16 protein-coding genes and 1 tRNA gene are annotated in these 19999 nt (G+C 71.9%); 13 read left to right on the forward strand and 4 right to left on the reverse strand.

Going from position 1 to position 19999, the window contains the following annotated elements:
• Positions 1-42 precede the first annotated feature (42 nt).
• The 4 genes from tmk (at position 43) to ACSMXW_RS19980 (ending at position 7782) form a co-directional block, all read left to right on the forward strand.
• Entirely contained in the window at positions 43-3285 is a 3243-nt protein-coding gene (gene tmk, locus ACSMXW_RS19965) for a dTMP kinase (protein WP_485798067.1), read from the forward strand.
• Between the two features lie 593 nt (positions 3286-3878).
• A complete protein-coding gene (locus tag ACSMXW_RS19970; RefSeq protein WP_485798068.1) occupies positions 3879-5084 on the forward strand; it encodes a DNA polymerase III subunit delta' in 1206 nt (401 codons plus the stop codon).
• Between the two features lie 694 nt (positions 5085-5778).
• Positions 5779-7569, forward strand: a complete 1791-nt coding sequence (locus ACSMXW_RS19975) for an alpha/beta hydrolase (RefSeq protein ID WP_485798069.1) — start codon at positions 5779-5781, stop codon at positions 7567-7569.
• A 136-nt stretch (positions 7570-7705) separates the two neighbouring features.
• Positions 7706-7782 (forward strand) — tRNA-Thr (locus ACSMXW_RS19980).
• Between the two features lie 123 nt (positions 7783-7905).
• Here the strand turns inward: ACSMXW_RS19980 and ACSMXW_RS19985 are convergent.
• Complete coding sequence (locus ACSMXW_RS19985) at positions 7906-9519, reverse strand: tyrosine-type recombinase/integrase (RefSeq protein ID WP_485798070.1); 1614 nt, start codon at positions 9517-9519, stop codon at positions 7906-7908.
• Positions 9516-10196: a helix-turn-helix domain-containing protein gene (locus ACSMXW_RS19990; protein ID WP_485798071.1), complete on the reverse strand. Its 681-nt coding sequence runs from the start codon at positions 10194-10196 to the stop codon at positions 9516-9518. Before ACSMXW_RS19990 ends, ACSMXW_RS19985 begins: the two co-directional genes overlap by 4 nt.
• Before the next feature lie 141 nt (positions 10197-10337).
• Between ACSMXW_RS19990 and ACSMXW_RS19995 the strand changes: the two genes are divergently transcribed.
• From ACSMXW_RS19995 to ACSMXW_RS20015, 5 genes are all read left to right on the forward strand, one after another.
• On the forward strand, positions 10338-10532 hold the full coding sequence (locus ACSMXW_RS19995) for a hypothetical protein (protein ID WP_485798072.1): 195 nt from the start codon (positions 10338-10340) through the stop codon (positions 10530-10532).
• Positions 10533-10763: 231 nt separating this feature from the next.
• A complete protein-coding gene (locus ACSMXW_RS20000; protein WP_485798073.1) occupies positions 10764-12083 on the forward strand; it encodes a DUF3631 domain-containing protein in 1320 nt (439 codons plus the stop codon).
• A 375-nt stretch (positions 12084-12458) separates the two neighbouring features.
• Positions 12459-13328, forward strand: coding sequence for a DUF2637 domain-containing protein (locus tag ACSMXW_RS20005; protein WP_485798074.1), 870 nt, complete (start codon positions 12459-12461; stop codon positions 13326-13328).
• Positions 13329-13652: 324 nt separating this feature from the next.
• Positions 13653-14210 (forward strand): MobC family plasmid mobilization relaxosome protein, encoded by a 558-nt coding sequence (locus ACSMXW_RS20010; protein ID WP_485798075.1) that lies wholly within the window; start codon positions 13653-13655, stop codon positions 14208-14210.
• Positions 14207-15919: a relaxase/mobilization nuclease domain-containing protein gene (locus tag ACSMXW_RS20015; RefSeq protein ID WP_485798076.1), complete on the forward strand. Its 1713-nt coding sequence runs from the start codon at positions 14207-14209 to the stop codon at positions 15917-15919. Before ACSMXW_RS20010 ends, ACSMXW_RS20015 begins: the two co-directional genes overlap by 4 nt.
• Before the next feature lie 154 nt (positions 15920-16073).
• Here the strand turns inward: ACSMXW_RS20015 and ACSMXW_RS20020 are convergent, their stop codons facing one another.
• Together ACSMXW_RS20020 and ACSMXW_RS20025 are read right to left on the reverse strand one after the other, a co-directional pair.
• Positions 16074-16487 (reverse strand): NUDIX hydrolase, encoded by a 414-nt coding sequence (locus ACSMXW_RS20020; protein WP_485798077.1) that lies wholly within the window; start codon positions 16485-16487, stop codon positions 16074-16076.
• A complete protein-coding gene (locus ACSMXW_RS20025; RefSeq protein WP_485798078.1) occupies positions 16484-17143 on the reverse strand; it encodes an NUDIX hydrolase in 660 nt (219 codons plus the stop codon). Before ACSMXW_RS20025 ends, ACSMXW_RS20020 begins: the two co-directional genes overlap by 4 nt.
• Positions 17144-17551: 408 nt before the next feature.
• Between ACSMXW_RS20025 and ACSMXW_RS20030 the strand changes: the two genes are divergently transcribed.
• The 4 genes from ACSMXW_RS20030 to ACSMXW_RS20045 all read left to right on the forward strand — a co-directional run bounded on the left by ACSMXW_RS20030 (position 17552) and on the right by ACSMXW_RS20045 (position 19999).
• On the forward strand, positions 17552-18061 hold the full coding sequence (locus ACSMXW_RS20030; RefSeq protein ID WP_485798079.1) for a nucleoside-diphosphate kinase: 510 nt from the start codon (positions 17552-17554) through the stop codon (positions 18059-18061).
• A gap of 81 nt (positions 18062-18142) precedes the next feature.
• On the forward strand, positions 18143-18442 hold the full coding sequence (locus ACSMXW_RS20035) for a hypothetical protein (protein WP_485798080.1): 300 nt from the start codon (positions 18143-18145) through the stop codon (positions 18440-18442).
• 155 nt (positions 18443-18597) lie between these two features.
• Entirely contained in the window at positions 18598-19182 is a 585-nt protein-coding gene (locus ACSMXW_RS20040) for a hypothetical protein (RefSeq protein WP_485798081.1), read from the forward strand.
• A 52-nt stretch (positions 19183-19234) separates the two neighbouring features.
• Positions 19235-19999: a hypothetical protein gene (locus tag ACSMXW_RS20045; RefSeq protein ID WP_485798082.1), complete on the forward strand. Its 765-nt coding sequence runs from the start codon at positions 19235-19237 to the stop codon at positions 19997-19999.

Here is a 19999-nt window from a genome sequence, read left to right on the forward strand (position 1 = left end):
GGCTGGCGTCGGGCTGTCGGTGCGGGCCGATAGGCTGGACGGATGACGCGAGCCGAGCAGCCTACGGCCCCAGACGACGCCCTGGTCGCGGATTCCCGGGAGCGAGCCGTCCGCGCCCTCCTACGCGTGCCCGCGCTGAAACGCCTGTGGAGCGCCCACCTCATCGGCGCAGTGGCCGACGCCCTCGCCGTCCTCGTCCTCGTGGCCCTCGTCCTCCAGGCCGCCATCGTCGAGGGCTCGTTCGGCGGCGGCTACCGCGGCGTCGCACTCGCGATCGCCGCCGTCTTCGCCGCCCGCATCCTGGCGACCCTCCTCTTCGGCGCCGTCCTGCTCGGGCCGCTGACGTCCCTCACCGCGCCCGGCGGCCCGCTGGACCGCCGCTGGACCCTGCTCGGTGCCGACGGCGTGCGCGCGGCGCTGATGATCGTCGCGCCGCTGTGGATCGCCTGGACGCCGCAGGACGCACCCGCGCTGCTGCTCGTCACCGCGTTCGTGGGCGGTGTCGCCGAGCGGTTGTGGACGGTCTGCCGGGAGAGCGCGGCGCCCGCCCTGCTGCCCCCGCCGCCGCCCGAGGGCGCCGCGGTGCGGCCGCTGCCGGACCACATGGACGCCCTGCGCCGCCTCTCGCTGCGCACCGGGTTCGTGGCGCTGCCGCTGGCCGCCGCCGCCCTGGTCGTCGTGACCCTCGTCAGCAATCTGCTCGGCACCGGCATCGCCTGGTTCACCCAGCACCAGGCGGCCCTGGCGTCGTACACGGCCGCCGGCCTGTTCGCCGCCTCGCTGTCCGTCCTGACGTCCCTCGAACTGCCCGGCACCCAGACACCGCGCCCGAGGTCCCCGCTGGAGGGCCTGCGCCGCCCCAGGACGCCCGACGGAGTCGACAAGGGCCGCACCGGCGCCGTACCGCTCCTGGTGTTCGCCTGCGGAGCCGTCGCCGGGGCGATCGCCGCGGCCGCCGCTGTCGCCGTGCTGCACGCCAAGGACCTCGGCGGTGGCCCGGTCGCCTTCGGCCTGCTGGTGCTCGCCCTGACCGGGGGGGCCACCGCCGGCATCCGTACCGCTCCCTCGGTGCTGCCGTCCCTGTCCCGCCGCAGGCTGATGGCGTTCGCCACCGCCCTCACCGGTGTCGCCCTGCTCGCCGCCGGTCTCGTGCCCGACATCGCCACCGTCCTCGGCATCACCACCCTCGCCGGCCTCACCGCGGGCATCGCGGCCAACACCGGTCACACCCTGCTCCACCAGGAGACCGAGGAGGCCCGGCACACCCGCACCACCGCCCACCTGCACGCGGTGGCACGGCTCTTCGTCGGCGTCGGCGCCGTCGCGGCCCCCGTGCTCGCCGGCGCGATCGGGCGGCACCGCGTGGAGGACGGCAAGTTCGTCTTCGCGCACGGCGGCGCCGCGTTCGTCATGATGCTCGTCGGCGCCCTGCTGCTGCCGGTCGCCGCGCTGCTGCTCGCCAAGGTCGACGACCGCTCCGGCGTCCCCCTGCGGCACGACCTGCGCGACGCGGTGCGCGGCGCCGACCCGCTCCAGGCCCCGGCACCCACCGGCTTCTTCATCGCCCTGGAGGGCGGCGACGGCGCGGGCAAGACCACCCAGGCCGAGGCGCTCGCCGAGTGGATCCGCGCCAAGGGGCACGAGGTCGTGCTCACCCGCGAGCCGGGCGCCACCCCCATGGGCAAGCGGCTGCGCTCCATCCTGCTCGACGTCCAGTCCGCCGGCATCTCGCACCGCGCCGAGGCCCTGCTGTACGCGGCCGACCGCGCCGAGCACGTCGACACCGTCGTACGACCCGCCCTGGAGCGCGGCGCCGTCGTCATCTCGGACCGCTACATCGACTCGTCCGTGGCCTACCAGGGCGCGGGCCGCGACCTCTCGCCCACGGAGATCGCCCGGATCTCCCGCTGGGCCACCGACGGCCTGGTGCCGCACCTGACGGTGCTGCTGGACGTCCCCCCGGAGGTCGCGAGGGAACGGTTCACGGAGGCACCGGACCGCCTGGAGTCGGAGCCCGCCGAGTTCCACGCGCGCGTGCGCAGTGGTTTCCTCACCCTCGCCGCCGCCGACCCCGGCCGGTACCTCGTCGTCGACGCCGGCCAGGAGCCCGAAGCGATCACCATGGTGATCCGGCACCGTCTCGACTCCGTGCTGCCGCTCTCCGAGGCCGAGGTGAAGGCCCAGGAGGAGGCACGCAAGGCCGCCGAGGAGGAGGCCAGGCGGCGCGCGGAGGAAGAGGCCAGGCGCAAGGCCGAGGAGGAGCGCCTGGAGCGCGAGCGCCAGGCTGAGCTCGCCAGGCTCCGTGCCGAGGAGGAGGCCCGCAAGCAGCGCGAGCTGGAGGAGGCGCAGCAGCGCGAGGCCGAGCGGCAGGCCGAGGAGGCCAGGAAGCGCGCCGAGGAGGCCCGCCGCCGCGCCGAGGAGGAGCGTGCCCGGCTCCTCGCCGAGGAGAAGGCCCGCGCCGAGGAGGAGCAGCGCCGCCGCCAGCGCGCCGAGGACGAGGCGCGCGTCCGCGCGGCACAGGAGGCCCGGCGCGCGGAGGAGCAGCGCAAGGCCGAGGAGGCCCTGCTGCGCGCGGAGCGGGAGCGGCGGTCGGGTGAGGGGCACGGCGGCGCCCCGGGCGGCTCCGGCGCCGGATCGCCGTCGGACTCCGGTCCGGCCGGCCCCGGGCCCGGCCGCGGCGGCTCGTCCGGTCCCGGCGACACCCCCGGCGGTCCCACGGCCGCCGCGAGTGCCGGCGGTGCGGCGGGCGGCCCGGCGCACGGCGCCCCGGGCGCCTCGGTGTACTGGTCCCCGGACACCGCGGAGACCGTGCCCACGCCCGTCGTCTCGCAGCGCGACGCGGCGGCCCGCCGCCCGAGCCCGGAGTCCGAGGAGACCGCGGTGCTGCCGGCGTTCGGCGCGAACCCGCCGGGTGAGCAGCCCGGTGCGAACCCACCCGGCGCCTTCGACGAGACCGCGAAGCTGCCGGCCGTGGGCGACCCCGATGTGCCCCCGCCGGCCTCCGGCGACCCGGCCGACCGCGTGCCCCCGGGGCTCTTCCGAGACGAGCGCCAGGAGCAGGACCCGGGCGCCGGCTCCACCGGGCTGACCGGCGCGAACGACAAGACGCGCGAGCTGCCCCAGATAGACCCCGAAACGGGCGCCCCGCGCTCCCGCCCGCGCCCCGCCTGGGCGGAGGAGACCCCGTTGGACGACCTCCCCACCCTCGCCGACGAGCTCCTCGGCCCGCACGAGGGCGAGGCCGACGAGGACGACGGCCGGGGGCGTGGAGGACGCGGGCAGTGAGCGGGTGCGCCGGGGTGCGGGCGCGAGCGCGGGTGCTGAGGAGCGCGCCGGGGCACGGACGCTGAGGCGTGCGCGCCGGGCGCGCGGCGTGTGGCGCGACCGTGTGGGGGCCGGTGCGCGGGCGGTGACTGCCTGCGGGTCGCGGCGCGCGGGGCCGGCGCGCGAGGGGTGCCCGGGGCGGGTGCGCTGGACCGGTTCGCGGCGGCGCCAGCCTGCGGGTGGTTTCGCGGTTCCTGGCGGCAGGTTCCCCCGCCGGGAGCCCCCGGTGGCGAGCTCCCGGCGGCGCGTTCGTGGTGACACCGTCCAGATGCGCAGGGTCGGGCGGAGGCGCAGGTCAGCGGCGTCCCTGTGGTGCCTGGGCCCCGATTGTCAGACCCGTCCCGCACAATGAACGTCGACCGCTGAACCACGTCCGCGGGGCGGCGGCTGCGAGCACACCCGGAGCCGAAGAGCCGGCACCGAAAGACCGAAGAGACCGACAGACCGAGAGACCGAGAGACCGAAGAGTCGGCCTCGATGAGCCACGCCGGGAGAGTCGGCCTCGATGAGCCACGCCGGGTGCCGGCGGGTCCGGGCCGAAAGGGGAAGACCTGATGTCCGTGTGGGACGACCTGGTGGGCCAGGAGCAGGTGAGCGCCCAGCTCACCGCCGCCGCGCGGGACGCCGACGCCCTCGTCACCGCCGTGGACGAGCGGACCCCGGCCCCCGAGGCGTCCAAGATGACACACGCCTGGCTCTTCACCGGACCGCCCGGTTCCGGCCGCGACACCGCCGCGCGGGCCTTCGCCGCCGCCCTCCAGTGCACCAGCCCCGACCGGGCACTGGGCGGCGTCCCCGGCTGCGGCTTCTGCGACGGCTGCCACACGACGCTCATCGGCACGCATGCCGACGTGCAGGTCGTCAGGACGGACCTGCTCTCCATCGGCGTCAAGGAGACCCGCGAGCTGGTCCGCCGCTCCCAGCTCTCGCCGGCCGGGGGCCGCTGGCAGGTCATCGTCCTGGAGGACGCCGACCGCCTCACCGAGGGCGCGGGGAACGTCCTGCTGAAGGCCGTCGAGGAGCCCGCCCCACGCACGGTCTGGCTGCTCTGCGCCCCCTCCCTGGAGGACGTCCTCCCCACCATCCGCTCCCGCTGCCGCCTGCTGACGCTGCGCACTCCCTCCGTGGCCGCCGTGGCCGACATGCTCGTCCGGCGCGACGGCGTGGAGCCCGCCGTCGCCGAGTCCGCCGCCCGTGCCACCCAGGGACACATCGACCGGGCCCGCCGCCTGGCGACCGACGAGCGCGCCCGCGCCCGCCGCGCCACCGTGCTCAAGCTTCCGCTCCGGGTCGACGACGTCGGTGGCTGCCTGAAGGCGGCCCAGGAGCTGATCGACGCCGCCGCGGAGGACGCCAAGCAGGTCGCCGAGGACGTCGACACAAAGGAGACCGAGGACCTGAAGGCGGCACTCGGCGCCGCCCAGGGCGGCAGGATGCCGCGCGGCACGGCGGGCGTGATGAAGGAGCTGGAGGACCGTCAGAAGCGCCGGCGCACCCGCACCCAGCGGGACAGCCTGGACCTCGCCCTCACCGACCTCACGGCCTTCTACCGCGATGTGCTCGCCCTCCAGCTGGGCTCCCGGCTGGCGCTCGCGACGGTCGACGTACAGGACGCCGTGGAACGCGTCGCCCAGGGGACGTCTCCCGAGGCGACACTCCGCCGGATAGAGGCGATCGCCGCGTGCCGAGAGGCCCTCGACCGCAACGTCGCCCCGCTGCTCGCGGTGGAGGCCATGACGCTGGCACTACGGGCGGGCTGAGGTCCCCGCCTGCCTGTCGGGGCCGAGGTGTCGCTCGCCTACCGGGGCTGAGGTGTCGCTCGCATGTCGGCGGACCGGGGTTCGGCTTGGTTGCCGGTGGGCTGCGGTGCCGCCTGTCCGGCGGTGGGCTGAGGCGACGACGCACGTGGTGTCGGTGGCCTGATGCCGGTGTGCGGTGTGCGGTGTGCGGTGTGCGGTGGGCAATGGGCCGGGGTGCCGGGGTGCCGGGGTGCGGCACACCGGACGGTGGCGGAGGAGCCGCCGTCCACCTCCGCGCGCCACGCCCACGATGGGGTCCCTCGACACCACTTAGCGCGACTGGACGATTCCATGGAGTTAAAGTCGCCGGGTGAACACCAGCCGCCGCCCCCGCGCCACCGGCCCCGGCGCTCCCGCGCACCCGACAGCCCCCACGGCCCCAACTGCGCCCTTGGCCCGCACCGTCCCCGTCGCCCCGGCCGCACCGGCGGCACCCGCACCTGCACCCGCCTCCGCCACACCGGGCGCCCCTGCCACCCTGGCCGCTCCCGCCCCCGCCGCGTCCACCGGCCCCGGCGCGCCCACTGGCCCCACCGCGCCCGCCGCGCCGGCAGTGCCGACCGCCCCCGCCGCGCCGGCAGTGCCGACCGCGCCGGCCGTGGCCACCGTCGCCGGTCCCGGCACAGGTCGTGTGGTCCGGCTGACGGTCCTCCGCATGGCGGGTGTGCTGCTGGCCGCCGGGGGGCTGCTCGCCTCCGGCTGTTCCTCCGGCCGGTCCGCGGCCGGGGCCGCCACCGTCGCGGCGCTGCCCCAGGCCACCCCGAAGGCCCTGGCGCCGTACTACACGCAGCGTCTCCGCTGGCACGGGTGCAGGGAAGCGGGGTTCGAGTGCGCCACCATGAAGGCCCCGCTGGACTACGCGCGGCCCGGCGAGGGCGACGTCAAGCTGGCCGTCGCCCGCAAGAAGGCCACGGGGCCGGGCAAGCGGATCGGTTCCCTCCTGGTCAACCCGGGCGGCCCGGGCGGCTCGGCGATCGGCTACCTCCAGGCGTACGCCGCGGTGGGCTACCCCGCCGAGGTCCGCGCTCGTTACGACATGGTCGGCGTCGACCCGCGGGGCGTCGCCGCGAGCCAGGCCGTGACCTGCCTGAACGGCAAGCAGATGGACGCCTACACGCAGACCGACACGACCCCCGACGACGACCGTGAGCGGGCGCGGCTGGTGTCGGCGATCAAGGAGTTCACGGCCGGGTGCAAACGGCGTTCCGGTGCGCTCCTGCCGCATGTCTCCACGGTGGAGGCGGCGCGTGACATGGACATTCTGCGCGCCGCGCTGGGCGACAGGAGGCTGAACTACGTCGGCGCCTCGTACGGCAGCCTCCTCGGGGCGACGTACGCAGGCCTGTACCCGAGCCGCGCCGGCCGCCTCGTGCTGGACGGCGCGATGGACCCGAGCCTGTCGGCGCGCGGGATGAACCTCCAGCAGACGGCCGGGTTCGAGACCGCGTTCGAGTCCTTCGCCAAGGACTGCGCGCGCCGCTCCGACTGCCCCCTGGGCGACGCGCCCGGCTCCGGCACGGGCGACGGCACCGGTGACGGCACGGGCGACGGCACGAGTACCAGCATCGCGACCGACCCGGACGCGTCGGCCGGCTCCGGCACGGGCTCGGGCGCGGGCTCCCGCAGGGCGAGCGGCGCCGGGGCCCGAGGCGGCGCGGCACCCGGCAAGGCGATCACACCCGCGGATGTGGGCGCGCACCTGAAGTCGTTCTTCCAGCGGCTGGACCGGACGCCGCTGGCCGCAGACGAGGGCTCAGGGGTGGGCACCGGCACGGACGGCTCCGCGGGCACCGGCAACCAGGGCACCGGAACCGGCACCGGCCAGGGCACCGGGCACGGCACCGGCCGCGGCGGCCGCATGCTCGGCGAGGCGCTGGCCACCACCGGGGTGATGGCCGCCATGTACGACGAGGCGGCGTGGCCCCAGCTCCGTGCCGCCCTCACCGCCGCGATCGAGGACGGCGACGGCTCGGGCCTGCTGGCCCTGGCGGACAGCTACTACGAGCGGGGCAGCGACGGCCGCTACGCCAACCTGATGTTCGCCAACGCCGCCGTGAACTGCCTCGACCTACCGCCCGCCTTCAGCTCCCCCGACCAGGTCCGAAAGGCCCTGCCGGACTTCAGGAAGGCGTCCCCCGTCTTCGGCGACGGCCTCGCCTGGGCCTCCCTGACCTGCACCTACTGGCCGGTGCCCGCCACCGGCCGACCGCACCGCATCGAGGCGAAGGGCGCCCCGCCGATCGTCGTCGTCGGCACCGTCCGCGACCCGGCCACCCCCTACCGCTGGGCCCGCTCCCTGTCCGCCCAGCTCTCCTCGGGCCGGCTGCTCACCTACGACGGCGACGGCCACACCGCGTACGGCCGCGGCAGCACCTGCGTCGACAGGGCGATCAACCGCTACCTCGTCTCCGGCACCGCCCCGAAGGACGGGACACGCTGCTCGTAGCGGCGTGCCCGGCGGAGGCGGAAGGCGCCGCTCAGGCCAGCCGGAACCGGCGCGGCCGGGGCGCGTACGGAGCACCCCCGGAAACTGTGTAGACTTGGCGGCGCCGCTGATCGCACCATCTAGGTGCGACACGCAAGCCGCCTTAGCTCAGATGGCCAGAGCAACGCACTCGTAATGCGTAGGTCTCGGGTTCGAATCCCGAAGGCGGCTCCATCAGACCCCAGGTCAGATAGCCGCTGACCTGGGGTTTTCTGTTTCTCGGGGCATGGCGGGGCACACGGCCGAGGGGTCGTGGGATTGCTTGCGTGAGCGATGCGTGAGCGGAGGGGGCCGGCCCTACTTCTTGGGCTTCTTCCGCCGGGCCTTCTTCTTGCCCTCGACCTGGGCCTTCTTGGCGCGCTTGGCCTTCTTCCGGGCCTTCTCCGCCTTGCGTGCGGCCTCTTCGGCCTCCGCCTTGCGCTGGAGCGGGACCAGCTTGGCCGTGGCCTCGGCGGCGCTCTTGCCGACGTGGGGCAGGACGCTCTGGTAGATGTCCCGCGTGATCCGGGTGTCGCTGTGCCCGAGCGTGTCCGACACGATCTTCACGTCGATGCCGGCGGCGAGCATGAGCGTGGCCGCCCCGTGGCGGAGGTCGTGCAGGCGGATCGGAGGGAGACCGGAGGCGGCGACGAGACGCTCGAAGAGGTCGGTCACCTTGCCCGGGTGGAGCCAGGAGCCGTCCTCCTGGGTGAAGACGAGGCCCGTCTCGACCCAGGCTGTTCCCCACTCCTCGCGCTCCGCCTCCTGCTGCTTGCGGTGCCGCTCCAGGACGCCGACGGTGTCGTCGTCCAGGGCCACGACGCGGAAGCCGCTGTCCGTCTTCGGTTCGGACGACTCGACCTCCCACCCGTCTTGCACGAGCTGGCCGGTGACGGTGAGGGAGTGCCGGTCGAGGTTGGTCTCCGACCACGGCTGTCCGCACGCCTCGCCGCGCCGCAGGCCGCGGAAGGCGATCAGGTGCCACATGGCGTACAGCCGGTCCGCGGCCACGAAGTCTAGGAAGGCGCCGGTCTGTTCCGGCGTCCAGACCATGACGGGCGAAGGTTTCTCTCCGGTCTGCTGCCACCGGGAGACCCGCTCGTCCGTCCACACCAGGGCCTTCGGCTTGCGGACCGGGTCGATCTCGACGTGGGCCGCCGGGTTGAAGGTGATGATCTGCTGGCCGATCGCGTCGTTCAGGGCGGCGCGGAGCGTGGCCTTGATGTGCTGGCGCGTGGACGGTCCGGTGACGCGGCGGAAGGGCGGCATCGCGTCGATCGCCGCCTTCATGGTCTTGCGGCGTGCCCGGTTCTCCGCGCCCTTCCACGGCACGGTTGCCAACTCCTGGACCGCCGCGCGTCGCTGGGCGTTCTGCTCCAGGATCTCGGCGTTTGCGTCGGTGATGGCGGTGAACATCTCGCTGAGGTGGCTCACGCGCAGCCGGTCGAGGCGCCGGTCGCCGATGTGGGGCTTGAGGTGCACGCGAACGTCGGTCTCGTAGCGGCTGATGCCCGACTTGCGGATGCGCTTGCCCGCGAGCCAGCGATCCAGCCACTCGGCCACGGTGAGGCTGCCGACGAGGTCCTGACCGGCCTTCAGCCGCCGCCGGGTCTCCTCCACGTCCGGCAGCGGCAGCTTCTCGCCGCTCACCTCTGCCAGCATCTCCGCGATCAGCTGGACGCCTTCGGGGTCGTCGGCCTCGGCGAGTCCCATGAGGGCACGGACGTGGTCGAGATCGGCCTGGGCGGCCTTGAGGCTGCTGTACCCGCCACGGGCGAATGATCGGCGGCTGCCCTCTTCGCGGGGCGGCAGCTCCTGGCGTATGGAGTAGGTGCAGTGGTTCCTGCTATTGCGTTTGGGACAGGAGGAGCCGAGTTCCCTGCCGGTCTTCGGGTCACGGCAGGAGCAGCGGCGGTATGTGGAGCCCTTCAAAGGCGGTCCTCCGGGGCGGTGTCGGTACTGCTTTCGGACGCGTCGACGTCGCTCAGCGCTGGTGGCAGATCGGGTGCGGCGGCCCCCTCTGCGCGGAGGCCGCGACGGAGGTGGCGGAGGCGGTACTTGGCGGAGATGGCCTGGTCGGCGTATTCGGTCCGCTTGCGTTCGGCCTCTTCCTGCTCTGCGCGGCTTGTGGCCGTCTTGGCCGCGAACCGAGCCCGCTCCTCCTCTTCGAGCGCTGCGAGCGCGGTGCGTACGAGGCTGGCGTGGCGCTCGAAGTCGGGGACCAGGCCGGCGTCGTAGCCAGGCACGTCCTGCTCGCTGGTGAAGCGCCGCAGGGCGTCCCAGGTGGGCACGGGGTCCTGGAACGGGAGTTCCTGGGTCTGCTCGACGTAGCCGACGGGGAAGATCAGGCAGATCGGGTACGTCTTAAGGGCGGCCGCCAGGACCATCACGTCCACCAGCGGAAGGTTGGCCCTGCGCCCGGACTCCATGTTGGCGATCACGTTGCGCGGGATCGGATGCCCCAGCCGCTCGCACTGGTCCGCCAGGTCCTGGGCGCTCCACCCCATCTCCCTCCTTCTCCGTCGGATTTCACCGGCCACGTTGGCCTTGATCCGGTCCGCCCACTCGGGGACGTCGTCCTCATCAGCATCCACACTGCGCTGTGTCATGAAGACACATTAGCTTGGCCATCCTGGTTGGTAAGACACCTGGAGCCGGACGTGACGGGCACGTTCGCCGAGGGCTGTACCGAAGGGGCGCAACGTATGCGCGAAGGCATAGCGGCGGGACGATTGAAGGGCTCGAAGGGGATGAGCCGGGAAGAGCTGCTCGCTCTTCCCGTGTCGGTTGACCTGGAGACAAGCAACCGCGCTCTGGGTCTCGGACGGAGCAAGGGCTACGAGCTGGCGAAGCGGGGCGAGTACCCGTGCAAGGTGCTGCGGCTCGGCAACGCCTACCGGGTCGTGACCGCGGATCTGCTGGATCTGCTCGGGCTTGCGGCGTGAAGGGACGGCAACGTAGCAGACGGTTCTGCGCTGAGCTGACACAGAAGTGTTGGACTGTTGCCGGGCATGGGCGTACGGTCCGTGTTCCCTCGCGATGGCGTGCTGCCCGCGAGACGGGGACGGACCCCCGGCGCTGCAACGCCGGAGGCCCAGCAACCCCGAACGGCCCTGGAAGAACCAACCCGGCGGCAACGGCGCGCAAGCCGCCACCGCCAGACAAGGAGCTGCCCCGTGGAACATACGGGAGCCGAGTCCTGTTCCGACACCGCCAAGTACACCTGGCCGCCGGTCGCAGTCCCCGGTCAGCCCGGTCGCCACACCGGCGAAGTCACCATGCCCGCAGGCGAAGGAGCGCCGGACGCAGCTACGGCGGATCAGTCCGGAGAGGATGCTTCGCCGGAGCCGGAGCCGGAGCCGGAGCCGGAGCCGGAGCCGGAGCCGACCGCCGGGTCATCGTTGCTAAACGAACTGCGTGCGCAGATAGCGAAGTTCGTGATCCTGCCCTCAGCAGAGGCCCTGGACGCCGTCACACTGTGGGTGGCGGCGACGCATCTGCAGCCCGCCTGGCAGCACGCGCCGCGCCTCGCCGTGGTCGGACCGGCGAAGCGGTGCGGCAAGTCGCGGCTGCTGGACGTGCTGACCGAGACGGTTCACGAGCCGATGCTCACCATCAACACCACACCGGCTGCGGTCTTCCGCTCGATCACCGAGGAGCCACCCACGCTCCTGGTGGACGAGGCGGACACCATCTTCGGCACGCCGAAGCAGGCAGAGAAGAACGAGGAGATGCGCGGCCTGCTCAACGCAGGACACCAGCGCAATCGCTTCGTCACGCGGGTCGTCGGCAACGACCACACCCCGCACAGGTTCGCCACCTTCGCCATGGCCGCCCTCGCTGGGATCGGCGAGCTGCCCGACACGATCATGGACCGGTCGGTGGTGATCCGAATGCGCCGTCGCGCGGAGGGGGAGTACGTCAAGCCCTTCCGCTCCCGCCGCGACATCCCAGGGCTCCATGCCCTGCGCGATCGCATCGCCGCCTGGGCCAGGCCGCTGCTCGACGAGGCGGCGGATCTGGAGCCGGACATGCCGGTGGAGGACCGGGCCGCAGACACCTGGGAGCCCCTGGTCATCGTTGCCGACCTCGCCGCCGGATCCTGGCCCCGTCGCGCCCGCGAGGCGTGTGCGCGGATGGTGGCCGCGGAGATCGAGGCCGAGGAGGACCAGCCCGGCGAGGCCCGGATCCTTGCCGACATCCGCAGGGTCTTCGTCGCCCAGCGCGAGGTCGACAGCCTCTCCACGGACGAACTGCTGCACCACCTGCGGCAGAACGCCGAGAACCCGTGGGCGGAATGGGGACGCAACGGCCTGACCGCCCGCGACCTCGCGGCGATGCTGCGCCGGTACGACATCAAGCCCGGCAACGTCCGCCTGGCTGACGGAACCCAGCGCAAGGGCTACATGCGCAACAAGTTCCTCGACGCCTGGCGCCGCTACTGCCCCACCGTCCACGCGGTGGACGCCGAGCCCGCTGCCTCCACCTTGGGCTGAGCCGGCCTCCACCCAGGTGGCCGTCCCTGCCGTCCCTGCCGTCCCTGCCGTGAAACCGCAGATCAAACGGCGTGCAGGCAAGACGGAAACCGGAGGCAAGACGGCACCGCGATCAAGACGATACGCGCCGCCCTGCTGGCACCCTGCCCGGATCCGTCTTGTGCCGTCCCCACGCGTCCCCGCCGTATCGGCGCAGGTAAGGGCTCTGTCGGCCGGGACGGCACGAGGCAACGACGCCGTCCCACTCGATACACGACCCCGCCAACGCCTCCGGTACGCCAGATCGAGGGCCCTGCCGTACCCACCCTGACCTGCGCTTGCAACGGCCAAGACGGCAAAGACGGATCACACCGCCAAACCCCAGGAGTATCCCGCTTGCCCCACCCATCCACACCCGCCTACCGGGACCGCCGCCCGGACGAGGGACGACCGAAGACGACCAAGCAGGCTGCTGAGCGATACGCGCTCATCGCAGCGGGCGCTGTCATCGTCGGCCTCACCATCGGCGCGTTCTGGCTGTCCTATGCGCATCTGGCCGAGGTCGCCGGACAGCACGGACTGCACCGCTCTCCCACCCGACGCTGGGCCTGGCCTGCGACCCTGGACGCGTTCATCGTCGCGGGCGAACTTCTCATGCTCCGCGCGGGCCTGCGCCAAGTGGCCGACGGATGGGCGATCGCCCTCACTGCCACCGGGTCGGTCGGTTCCATCGCGCTCAACGTGGCCGGAGTCAGCGGCGCAGGCGGTGCCGGAACCGTGCCGCTGCTCGACTACGTCGTCGCCGCTGTCCCACCGACCGCCGCGCTGCTGGCCTTCGGTGTCCTGATGCGGCAGATCCACCAGCTCGTCGACCAACCCGCGGGCCTTCCGGGCACCGATTCCGTCCAGGTACCGGAACCACCGGCCACCGCGCCCGCCAAGCCCGCCGAGCCCGCCGAGCCACCGGCTGAGCTCGTCCAGTCCACTGAGCCTCCGGCCGCCCCTACCGTCCAGGTATCGGAACCCCTTCCCGAGGTTGCGGGGGGCAGGCGACGCGGTGGCCGTCCGCCGAAAGCCACCGTCGAGGAGCTTGTGGAGATCGGCCGAATCACCCTCGCTGAGCACGGCACGCTCAGCAGGTCACTGCTCCGGAAGGCCGTCAAGGAGAGGGACTTGACGATCGGCAGTGACCGGCTGACCGAGGTGATGAAGATCCTCCAGCCCGAAACCGAAGCCGCTGCCAAGAGCGGTCCGGACAGCGGCTGACCGGAATGCCCACGGGGTGACCGGAACCCCCTCCGGTCACCCCGGCCAGCCGGCCTCCGGCTCAGTCGCCCGCCCCATTGCCCGCACCTGCGGATGAGGCGCCAGCCACCAGAACCTCGCCAGCCTCCCCACCCCTTCCGGAGACCCCCCGTGACGCACCACTCGCACCGCCCCGACCACACTCCCGACGAGCCGCTGTCGCTGACGAAGTCCCCTACGTTGCCGAAACGTCTGCGGCAGGCGTTCGTACGGGCGGCCCCTGGCGGAGCCAGTAGTACCCCGAGTCCGACTGAACGCCGGTCTTCGGGGACCTCCGCCCCGGGGGTGGCGGAGGAGTCCCAGCGCCAGGGGGCGCCGGGCCAGGAGGCCGGGGCTGAGGGCGGCCCCGGCCTGGACGAGCTCCACGCCGTCCAGCAGCAGATCCTCCACCCCGCACCCGCCACCGAGCCCCCAGCCGGCGAGCGGGTACAGAGCATCCAGCCGGCGATCCGCCGTTTCACCGGCACCAAGCGCACCGTCCGTGTCGGCCCGCTGCGATTCACCGGCGACGAGCAAGCCGCCCTCCAGGAGGCTGCCGCCGAGCACGGCTACAAAGGGGAATCCGGCTTCGCCGCCGACATCGTCGTCGCCTTCATCACCGGCCGGTTCACCGCCAACCTGCCGCTGTCCGAGGACCGCCGCCGCACCCACATGTTCCGCGCCCAGGTGCTGCGCGAACTCAACCGCATCGGCGTAAACGTCAACCAGATCGCCCGCGCCCTCAACAGCGACCTCACCCCACCCCACATTCGTCACCGTCTCGACCAGCTGCACCACCTGCTGGAACTGATAGCCGAGGCCCTACGCGAACCCGCCGATCCCAGGAAGGACCGGCCCGCGTGATAGCCGCCATCAAACCGGCCGGAGCCAACACCCGCGGCCTACTCGCCTATCTCTACGGCCCCGGTCGTCACGACGAACACCTTGACCCGCACATCGTCATGGGCTTCGCCATGCTCGGCATGCCCGACCCCGGCCGGAACCCCGACGCCACTCTCACCCAGCTCGCTCGCCACCTCAACGAGCCCGTACGGCTCCGCAACGGCGAGTTCGGAAAGAAGGTCAGGGACCACGTCTGGCACTGCCCTGTCCGTGCAGCCCCCGAAGACCGTCACCTCTCCGACGCTGAGTGGGCCGACATCGCCCAGCGGATCGTCGAAGCCGCAGGCATCGCCCCGCCTGGCGATGACCTCGGCTGCCGGTGGATCGCCGTACGCCATGCCGACGACCACATCCACATCCTTGCCACCACCGTCCGCGAAGACGGCCGTCGGCCCAAGCTTCACAACAGCGGCATCCGCGTAGGCGACGCCTGCCGCCAGATCGAGACCGACTACGGCCTACGCCAACTGAAGAAGGGCGACCGCACCGCCGGACGCCGCCCCACTCAGGCCGAGATGCACAAGGCCGAACGCCTCGGCTGGGAGCAGACCAGCCGCGACTGGCTCCAGGACCGCATCCGTGCCGCCATCCCCCACGTCGGCAACACCGAGGAACTCCTCGCCTACCTCGAAGCCGACGGCATCGCGGTCAAACCCCGCCGCGGACCCTCCGGAGACCTCCTCGGCTATGCCGCCGGCCGCCCCGGCGACCACAACAAGGACGGCGAACAGATCTTCCACCCCGGCGGAAAGATCGCTCCCGACTTCACCCTCCCCAAGCTCAAAGCCTGCCTGGAAAGCACCGCGCCGGAGGAACACCCCACCGCCCGCCGAGAGCAGCCCACCACTCCCTGGCACCAGGCCACCGACGCCCTCGACATCTTCCACACCGGCATGGCCGACGAGACCCACGCCCAAGCCCACATCGTGGCGCTCGGCGAACTCATCGAGGCCACCGCCCAGAAAGCCCCTGACCACCTCCGCGCCGACGTACATGCCGCCTCTCAGGTATTCGCCCGTGCCCAGCGCTCCCGGATCCGGGCCGAGAACCAGGCCGCCCGCACCCTGCGCCACGCCGCCCGCGACATCGCTCACACCGCCACCGGCCCCGACGGCAGCGCCTTGGCCTCCCTGCTCGCAGCCCTCGTCTGGGCCACGATCGTCGCCGTCCGCTGGCACGAGGCGAAGAGCCACGTCCACCAGGCCGAAGCCGCCCGCAGGACCCTCTACCACCTCCAGAACGCCGCCGATCACGCCCTCACGCCCGTCGTCGACAATCTCGCCACCCGCCAGCCCATCGCACAGGCGCGGCGGACTCTCGCTCATGACGTACGCGCCGCCGTCCCCGACCACGCCGACCGCATCCTCACCGACCCCGCCTGGCCAGCCCTCGCCACCGTCCTTGCCGACGCCGAAGCCGGCGGCCACAAACCCCACAAACTCCTCAAGGAAGCCGCCGCCCAACGCGAACTCACGACCCCCCGCCGGCCCGCCCGTGTCCTGATCACCCGCATCCAGCACACCAGCCGCAACCCCGCACCGAACCCCCGCGCCGAAGCGGCCCGCAGGACCACGACAATGCGAGTGTCCGCGACTGGCCCGAAGGCCGACGAGACGCAGCCCGCACCGCCTGCGTTCCTCGCGGAACCGAAGCGCCGTCCGCGCCTGTGAGGCGGCTGACTGAAGCGGCGCGTCAGGGCGTTGGAAAAGGAGAACCCTCGTCTTGGTTCGCTGGCGCCTGCACCTCGATCAAGATTCAGGAAGCCGTAGGCCTTCGGCGCCCCTCGGTAGCACCCCGCCGCGAGCTGGAGCGGCTCACAGCGACTCACACGGACAAGGCCCCGTCGAGGTACTCCTGTACCGGTTCGAACAGCCCGTAGGGCACATACTCCGGGATGTCTCCGTGGGAGACCCAGGCAAGTTCGGCCAGTTCCTCGGTGTCCGCGACGTGTGCTGTGCCGCCCAGCATCTGGCAGGCGGTGTACGACATGAGGCGGCCCGTCTTCGGGTGAACGCGTTCGCCGAGCAGCTTGACCGCGGCCACGGTCAGCCCTGTCTCCTCCTGGGTCTCCCGTACGGCGGCGTCCTCGCGTTCCTCGCCGGGCTCGACCTCGCCGGCCGGGAACTGCCAGGAGAGCTGCCCCTCGCTCACGCGGCGGCGGACCATGAGCACACGGCCCTCGTGAACGACGATGGCGGCGGCGATGCCCGGCCGCTCGTCCGTGTTCTGCTGCGTCACGTCTGCTCCTCCAGGACGGCCAGGACGGGTGGGAAGATCGTATCGACGGAGATGAAGCGGGACACCGAGTTTCTGGGGACCCACATCACGTCGATGTTCTCGGCGGCGTCCCTGTTGGTGGCTTCGCCGGCCAGGTACTCGCAGAGGAAGTACTCGCACAGGACGCCGGTCGCGGGGTGCAGGCGGTTCCCAAGGTGCTTCCGTGCCGCGCAGTGGACTCCGGTCTCGTCCAACGTCTCGCGCACCGTGGTGGTCTCTGCCCTGCCTCCTGGCTTGATGACTCCTGCCGGGAACTGCCAGGTGATCCCCGCGGCGTCGCTGTCCCGTCGGCAGACCAGCAGGACCTCGCTGTCGCGGACGACCACCGCGATGGCCACACGCAGTGCCTGCGCACCGGGCGGAATCGAGTCAGACGGCGCCTGCTCCTTCGCCAGCAAGAGCGCGAAGCGCTGACGAGCAGCGGGCGGGGCCTGCTCGTGTGCAGTGTCGAGTAGTTGCTGCATCTCCCGGCGAGGCATGACAGACGCGTCGGCGTGCCAGGCCGCTACCGTCCTGACGGCGATGCCCAGGTGAGCGGCGAACTGTTCGTTGCCGAGTCGCAGGGCGGACTGCAGCAGGCACGCGTACCGGCCACTCCAGCGCTCGACCACGTCCACAAGGACTGCCCCCTTATCGCTGTCTCAGTGCAGGAATCCTGTCCGCCGGAACCGCACTCCCACTGCACCGGCGCTGCATGGCCTCGCGTGGAGAGCCCCGGAAGAATCGAAGTCATCGGGAGCCGAGGAACCGCCAAAAAGGGCTCAGCTCCTGGGAGGCGTACAAGCGGCGCGAGAGTGCCGGACGACCACAGGAGATTCTAGGTGCGCATGCACAGCGGATAGCAGAGAAAGCCAAGTTGGCCAGATCGGGACGTTAGGCGAACTGGTTTCGCCGCTTCCTGACCGATGATCACCCGTACGGGGCCTTGCCCGCACGTCCGAATCGCTCCCTCAGCGCCGGTAACCTCAACGCACGACGGCTGATAGCACGTCACGTTGGTTATTCGGCAAGTCGAAAGGGAGTCAATGGCTGAGGTTCAGGCACACACTGTCGAGCGCACGCTCGTCCTGCTCAAGCCCGATGCGCTGGCGCGTGGCCTGGCAGGAAGGATCATCTCGCGGTTCGAGGACGCCGCCCTGAAGATCGTCGGCACGAAGATGAAGTGGATGGACGAGGAGTTCACCCGCAAGCACTACTTCGACCTGGAGGAGCGGCTGGGGGCAGAGGTCTACAACGTCACCTCGACGTTCATGCAGCAGGGGCCGGTCATCGCCCTGGTGCTGGAAGGCTTCGACGCCATCGCAACAGTCCGCAAGATCGTCGGTAGCACGTACCCGAACCAGGCTCCGGCCGGCACGGTGCGGGGGGACCTCTCCCACTACAGCTCGGCGGCCAGCATCGCCTCCGGCAAGGCGGTCGCGAACCTCGTGCACGCCTCCGGCAACGCGCAGGAGGCCAAGCAGGAGGTGGAGCTGTGGTTCGCGAAGGACGAACTGCAGGACTACAAGACGCTGGCCGAGATCTACACGTACTAGCAGCGGGTCACCGCGTCACCGCGGGGACGCCTGAGCGTTGATCACCACTGGGGGCACGACCGCTTGAACCGAGAGGGCACCATGACCGACCAGACCCGCCTGGCCTCCACCGACGAGCTGGAGTCGATCTTCCAGCGGGAGCTGGCGACCGACCGCTGGGCAGCCACTGAGACCGCGTACGCCCTGGCCGTACGCCACCGCGATCTGGGCGACCGGCCCGCGTCGCGTGAGTGGGTCCAGCAATGCCTGCGTCTGCTGGAGGGCTTCCCCAGCGAGACGGAGGAGCAGGTCGCCACCGGCCGCACGTCGGTGGGAGGCGTCTCGCTGCCGACCTACCTGCACTCGGGAGTCGTCGAGGCGCGCTTCGGCGCCCTCGGCTGACACCCACACCGATCCACCGGGGTGATGCGGCCGGCACCCGCATCGGCCGCATCACCCACGTTTGACCACCAACCTCATAGCGGCGCCCGACCGGACAGCCCCCGCACGGCAGGGTCCGGCTGGCTTCGCCATGCCTGAAACGAGGAGACAAGCCCGTGGCCGTCGAGATCGAGATGCGTGCCCGCTTCACCAAGGAGATTCACGACCAGCTCGTCACCCGCCTGGAGACGGACGGGGAGGACCTGGGCCCCGACGACAAGCACATCTACTTCTACGTGCTGCCCGACCAGCTCCTGAAGGTCACCGACAACACCGCCGTCGGCACCGCCAAGATCACCCTTAAGGGGAGCAGGATCGGGCAGGGTACAGCCTTCGCCGAGACCGAGTTCGCCATCGCCCCCGCCGACGTTCCCGCCGCCGTGAAGGTGTTCAACGCCCTCGGGTTCGGGACGTCGATGCACGAGGCGTTCAACTTCCGTCACAACTTCCGCCTCGACGACGTCGAGATCGCGGTCAAGTGGAGTGAGGCGTGGGGCTACCACGCCGAGTTCGAGGTTCTGCTGGAGGACGGCGCCTCCGACGCAGCCCGTGCCGAGGCCGAGGCCAGGATCACGGACGTCGCCACGGCGCTTGGCGTGACCCTGATGACGGAGCAGGAGCTGGCCGACTTCACCGCCGCCTTCGAGGCGGCCGAGAAGGAGCGCAAGGAACGCGAGCAGCAGGCCGCGCCGATCCGGTAGGGAACATCACCGCGGAGACCACCAGCGGAGACCACCAAGGGGGTGGGCACGAGTGAGCACGACCCCGTTGACCGCAAGTCTGATCGACCTGGCTGCCCGAAGGCAGCTCCCGCGCCACCAGCACATGGACCACGCCACCCTCGCGTGGATCACCAATCACAGGCCAGACCTCCCGGCGGCACCGCCGCCGGCCTTGCGCCCGCAGGCGAAGGAGATGCTCGCGCTCGGTGGACTGCCCACCCGGTGGTGGGCGGACCCCCGCCTGTACACGTCGATTCACGGCGTCCGGCACGCCATGAGGACGGCGGCCCTCACCGCCGTTCTCGCCGAGAGGAACGGCCTCGACGACACCGATACCGCCACCGCGATCCTCGCCGCCGCAGTGCACGACTGCCAGCGACGCCACGACCAGGACGACCGAGGACACGGCGCCCGCGCGTCCCTATGGCTCGCCGCGAACGCCGACACCGTCTGGGGCCACTTCGGTCTCGCTGCCACACCCCGGCGGATCGTGCAGGCGGCCACCGCCGTGCGGCTGCACGACATCCCGTACGAGGAGTTCGCGGCCGACGACAGGGCCGACCACGCCCGCGCCGAGCGCGTCACCGACCTGGTCAAGGCCGCCGACGCCCTGGACCGCTACCGCCTGCCGAAGCTCAAGTGGTGGCCGGACTCCCGGTACGTCCGTGAACCCGCCTTCGACCAGCTGCGCGGGCTCGCCTTCGACCTGGTCCTGGTCTCGGAGCGGGCCCACCTCGCCGGGGCCGGCGGCCCCGCAGCCGTCCGCTACGCGCTCGCCGAGAGGGGCCTGGTCTGA

The sequence above is a fragment of the Streptomyces sp. DSM 116793 genome (assembly GCF_057320905.1).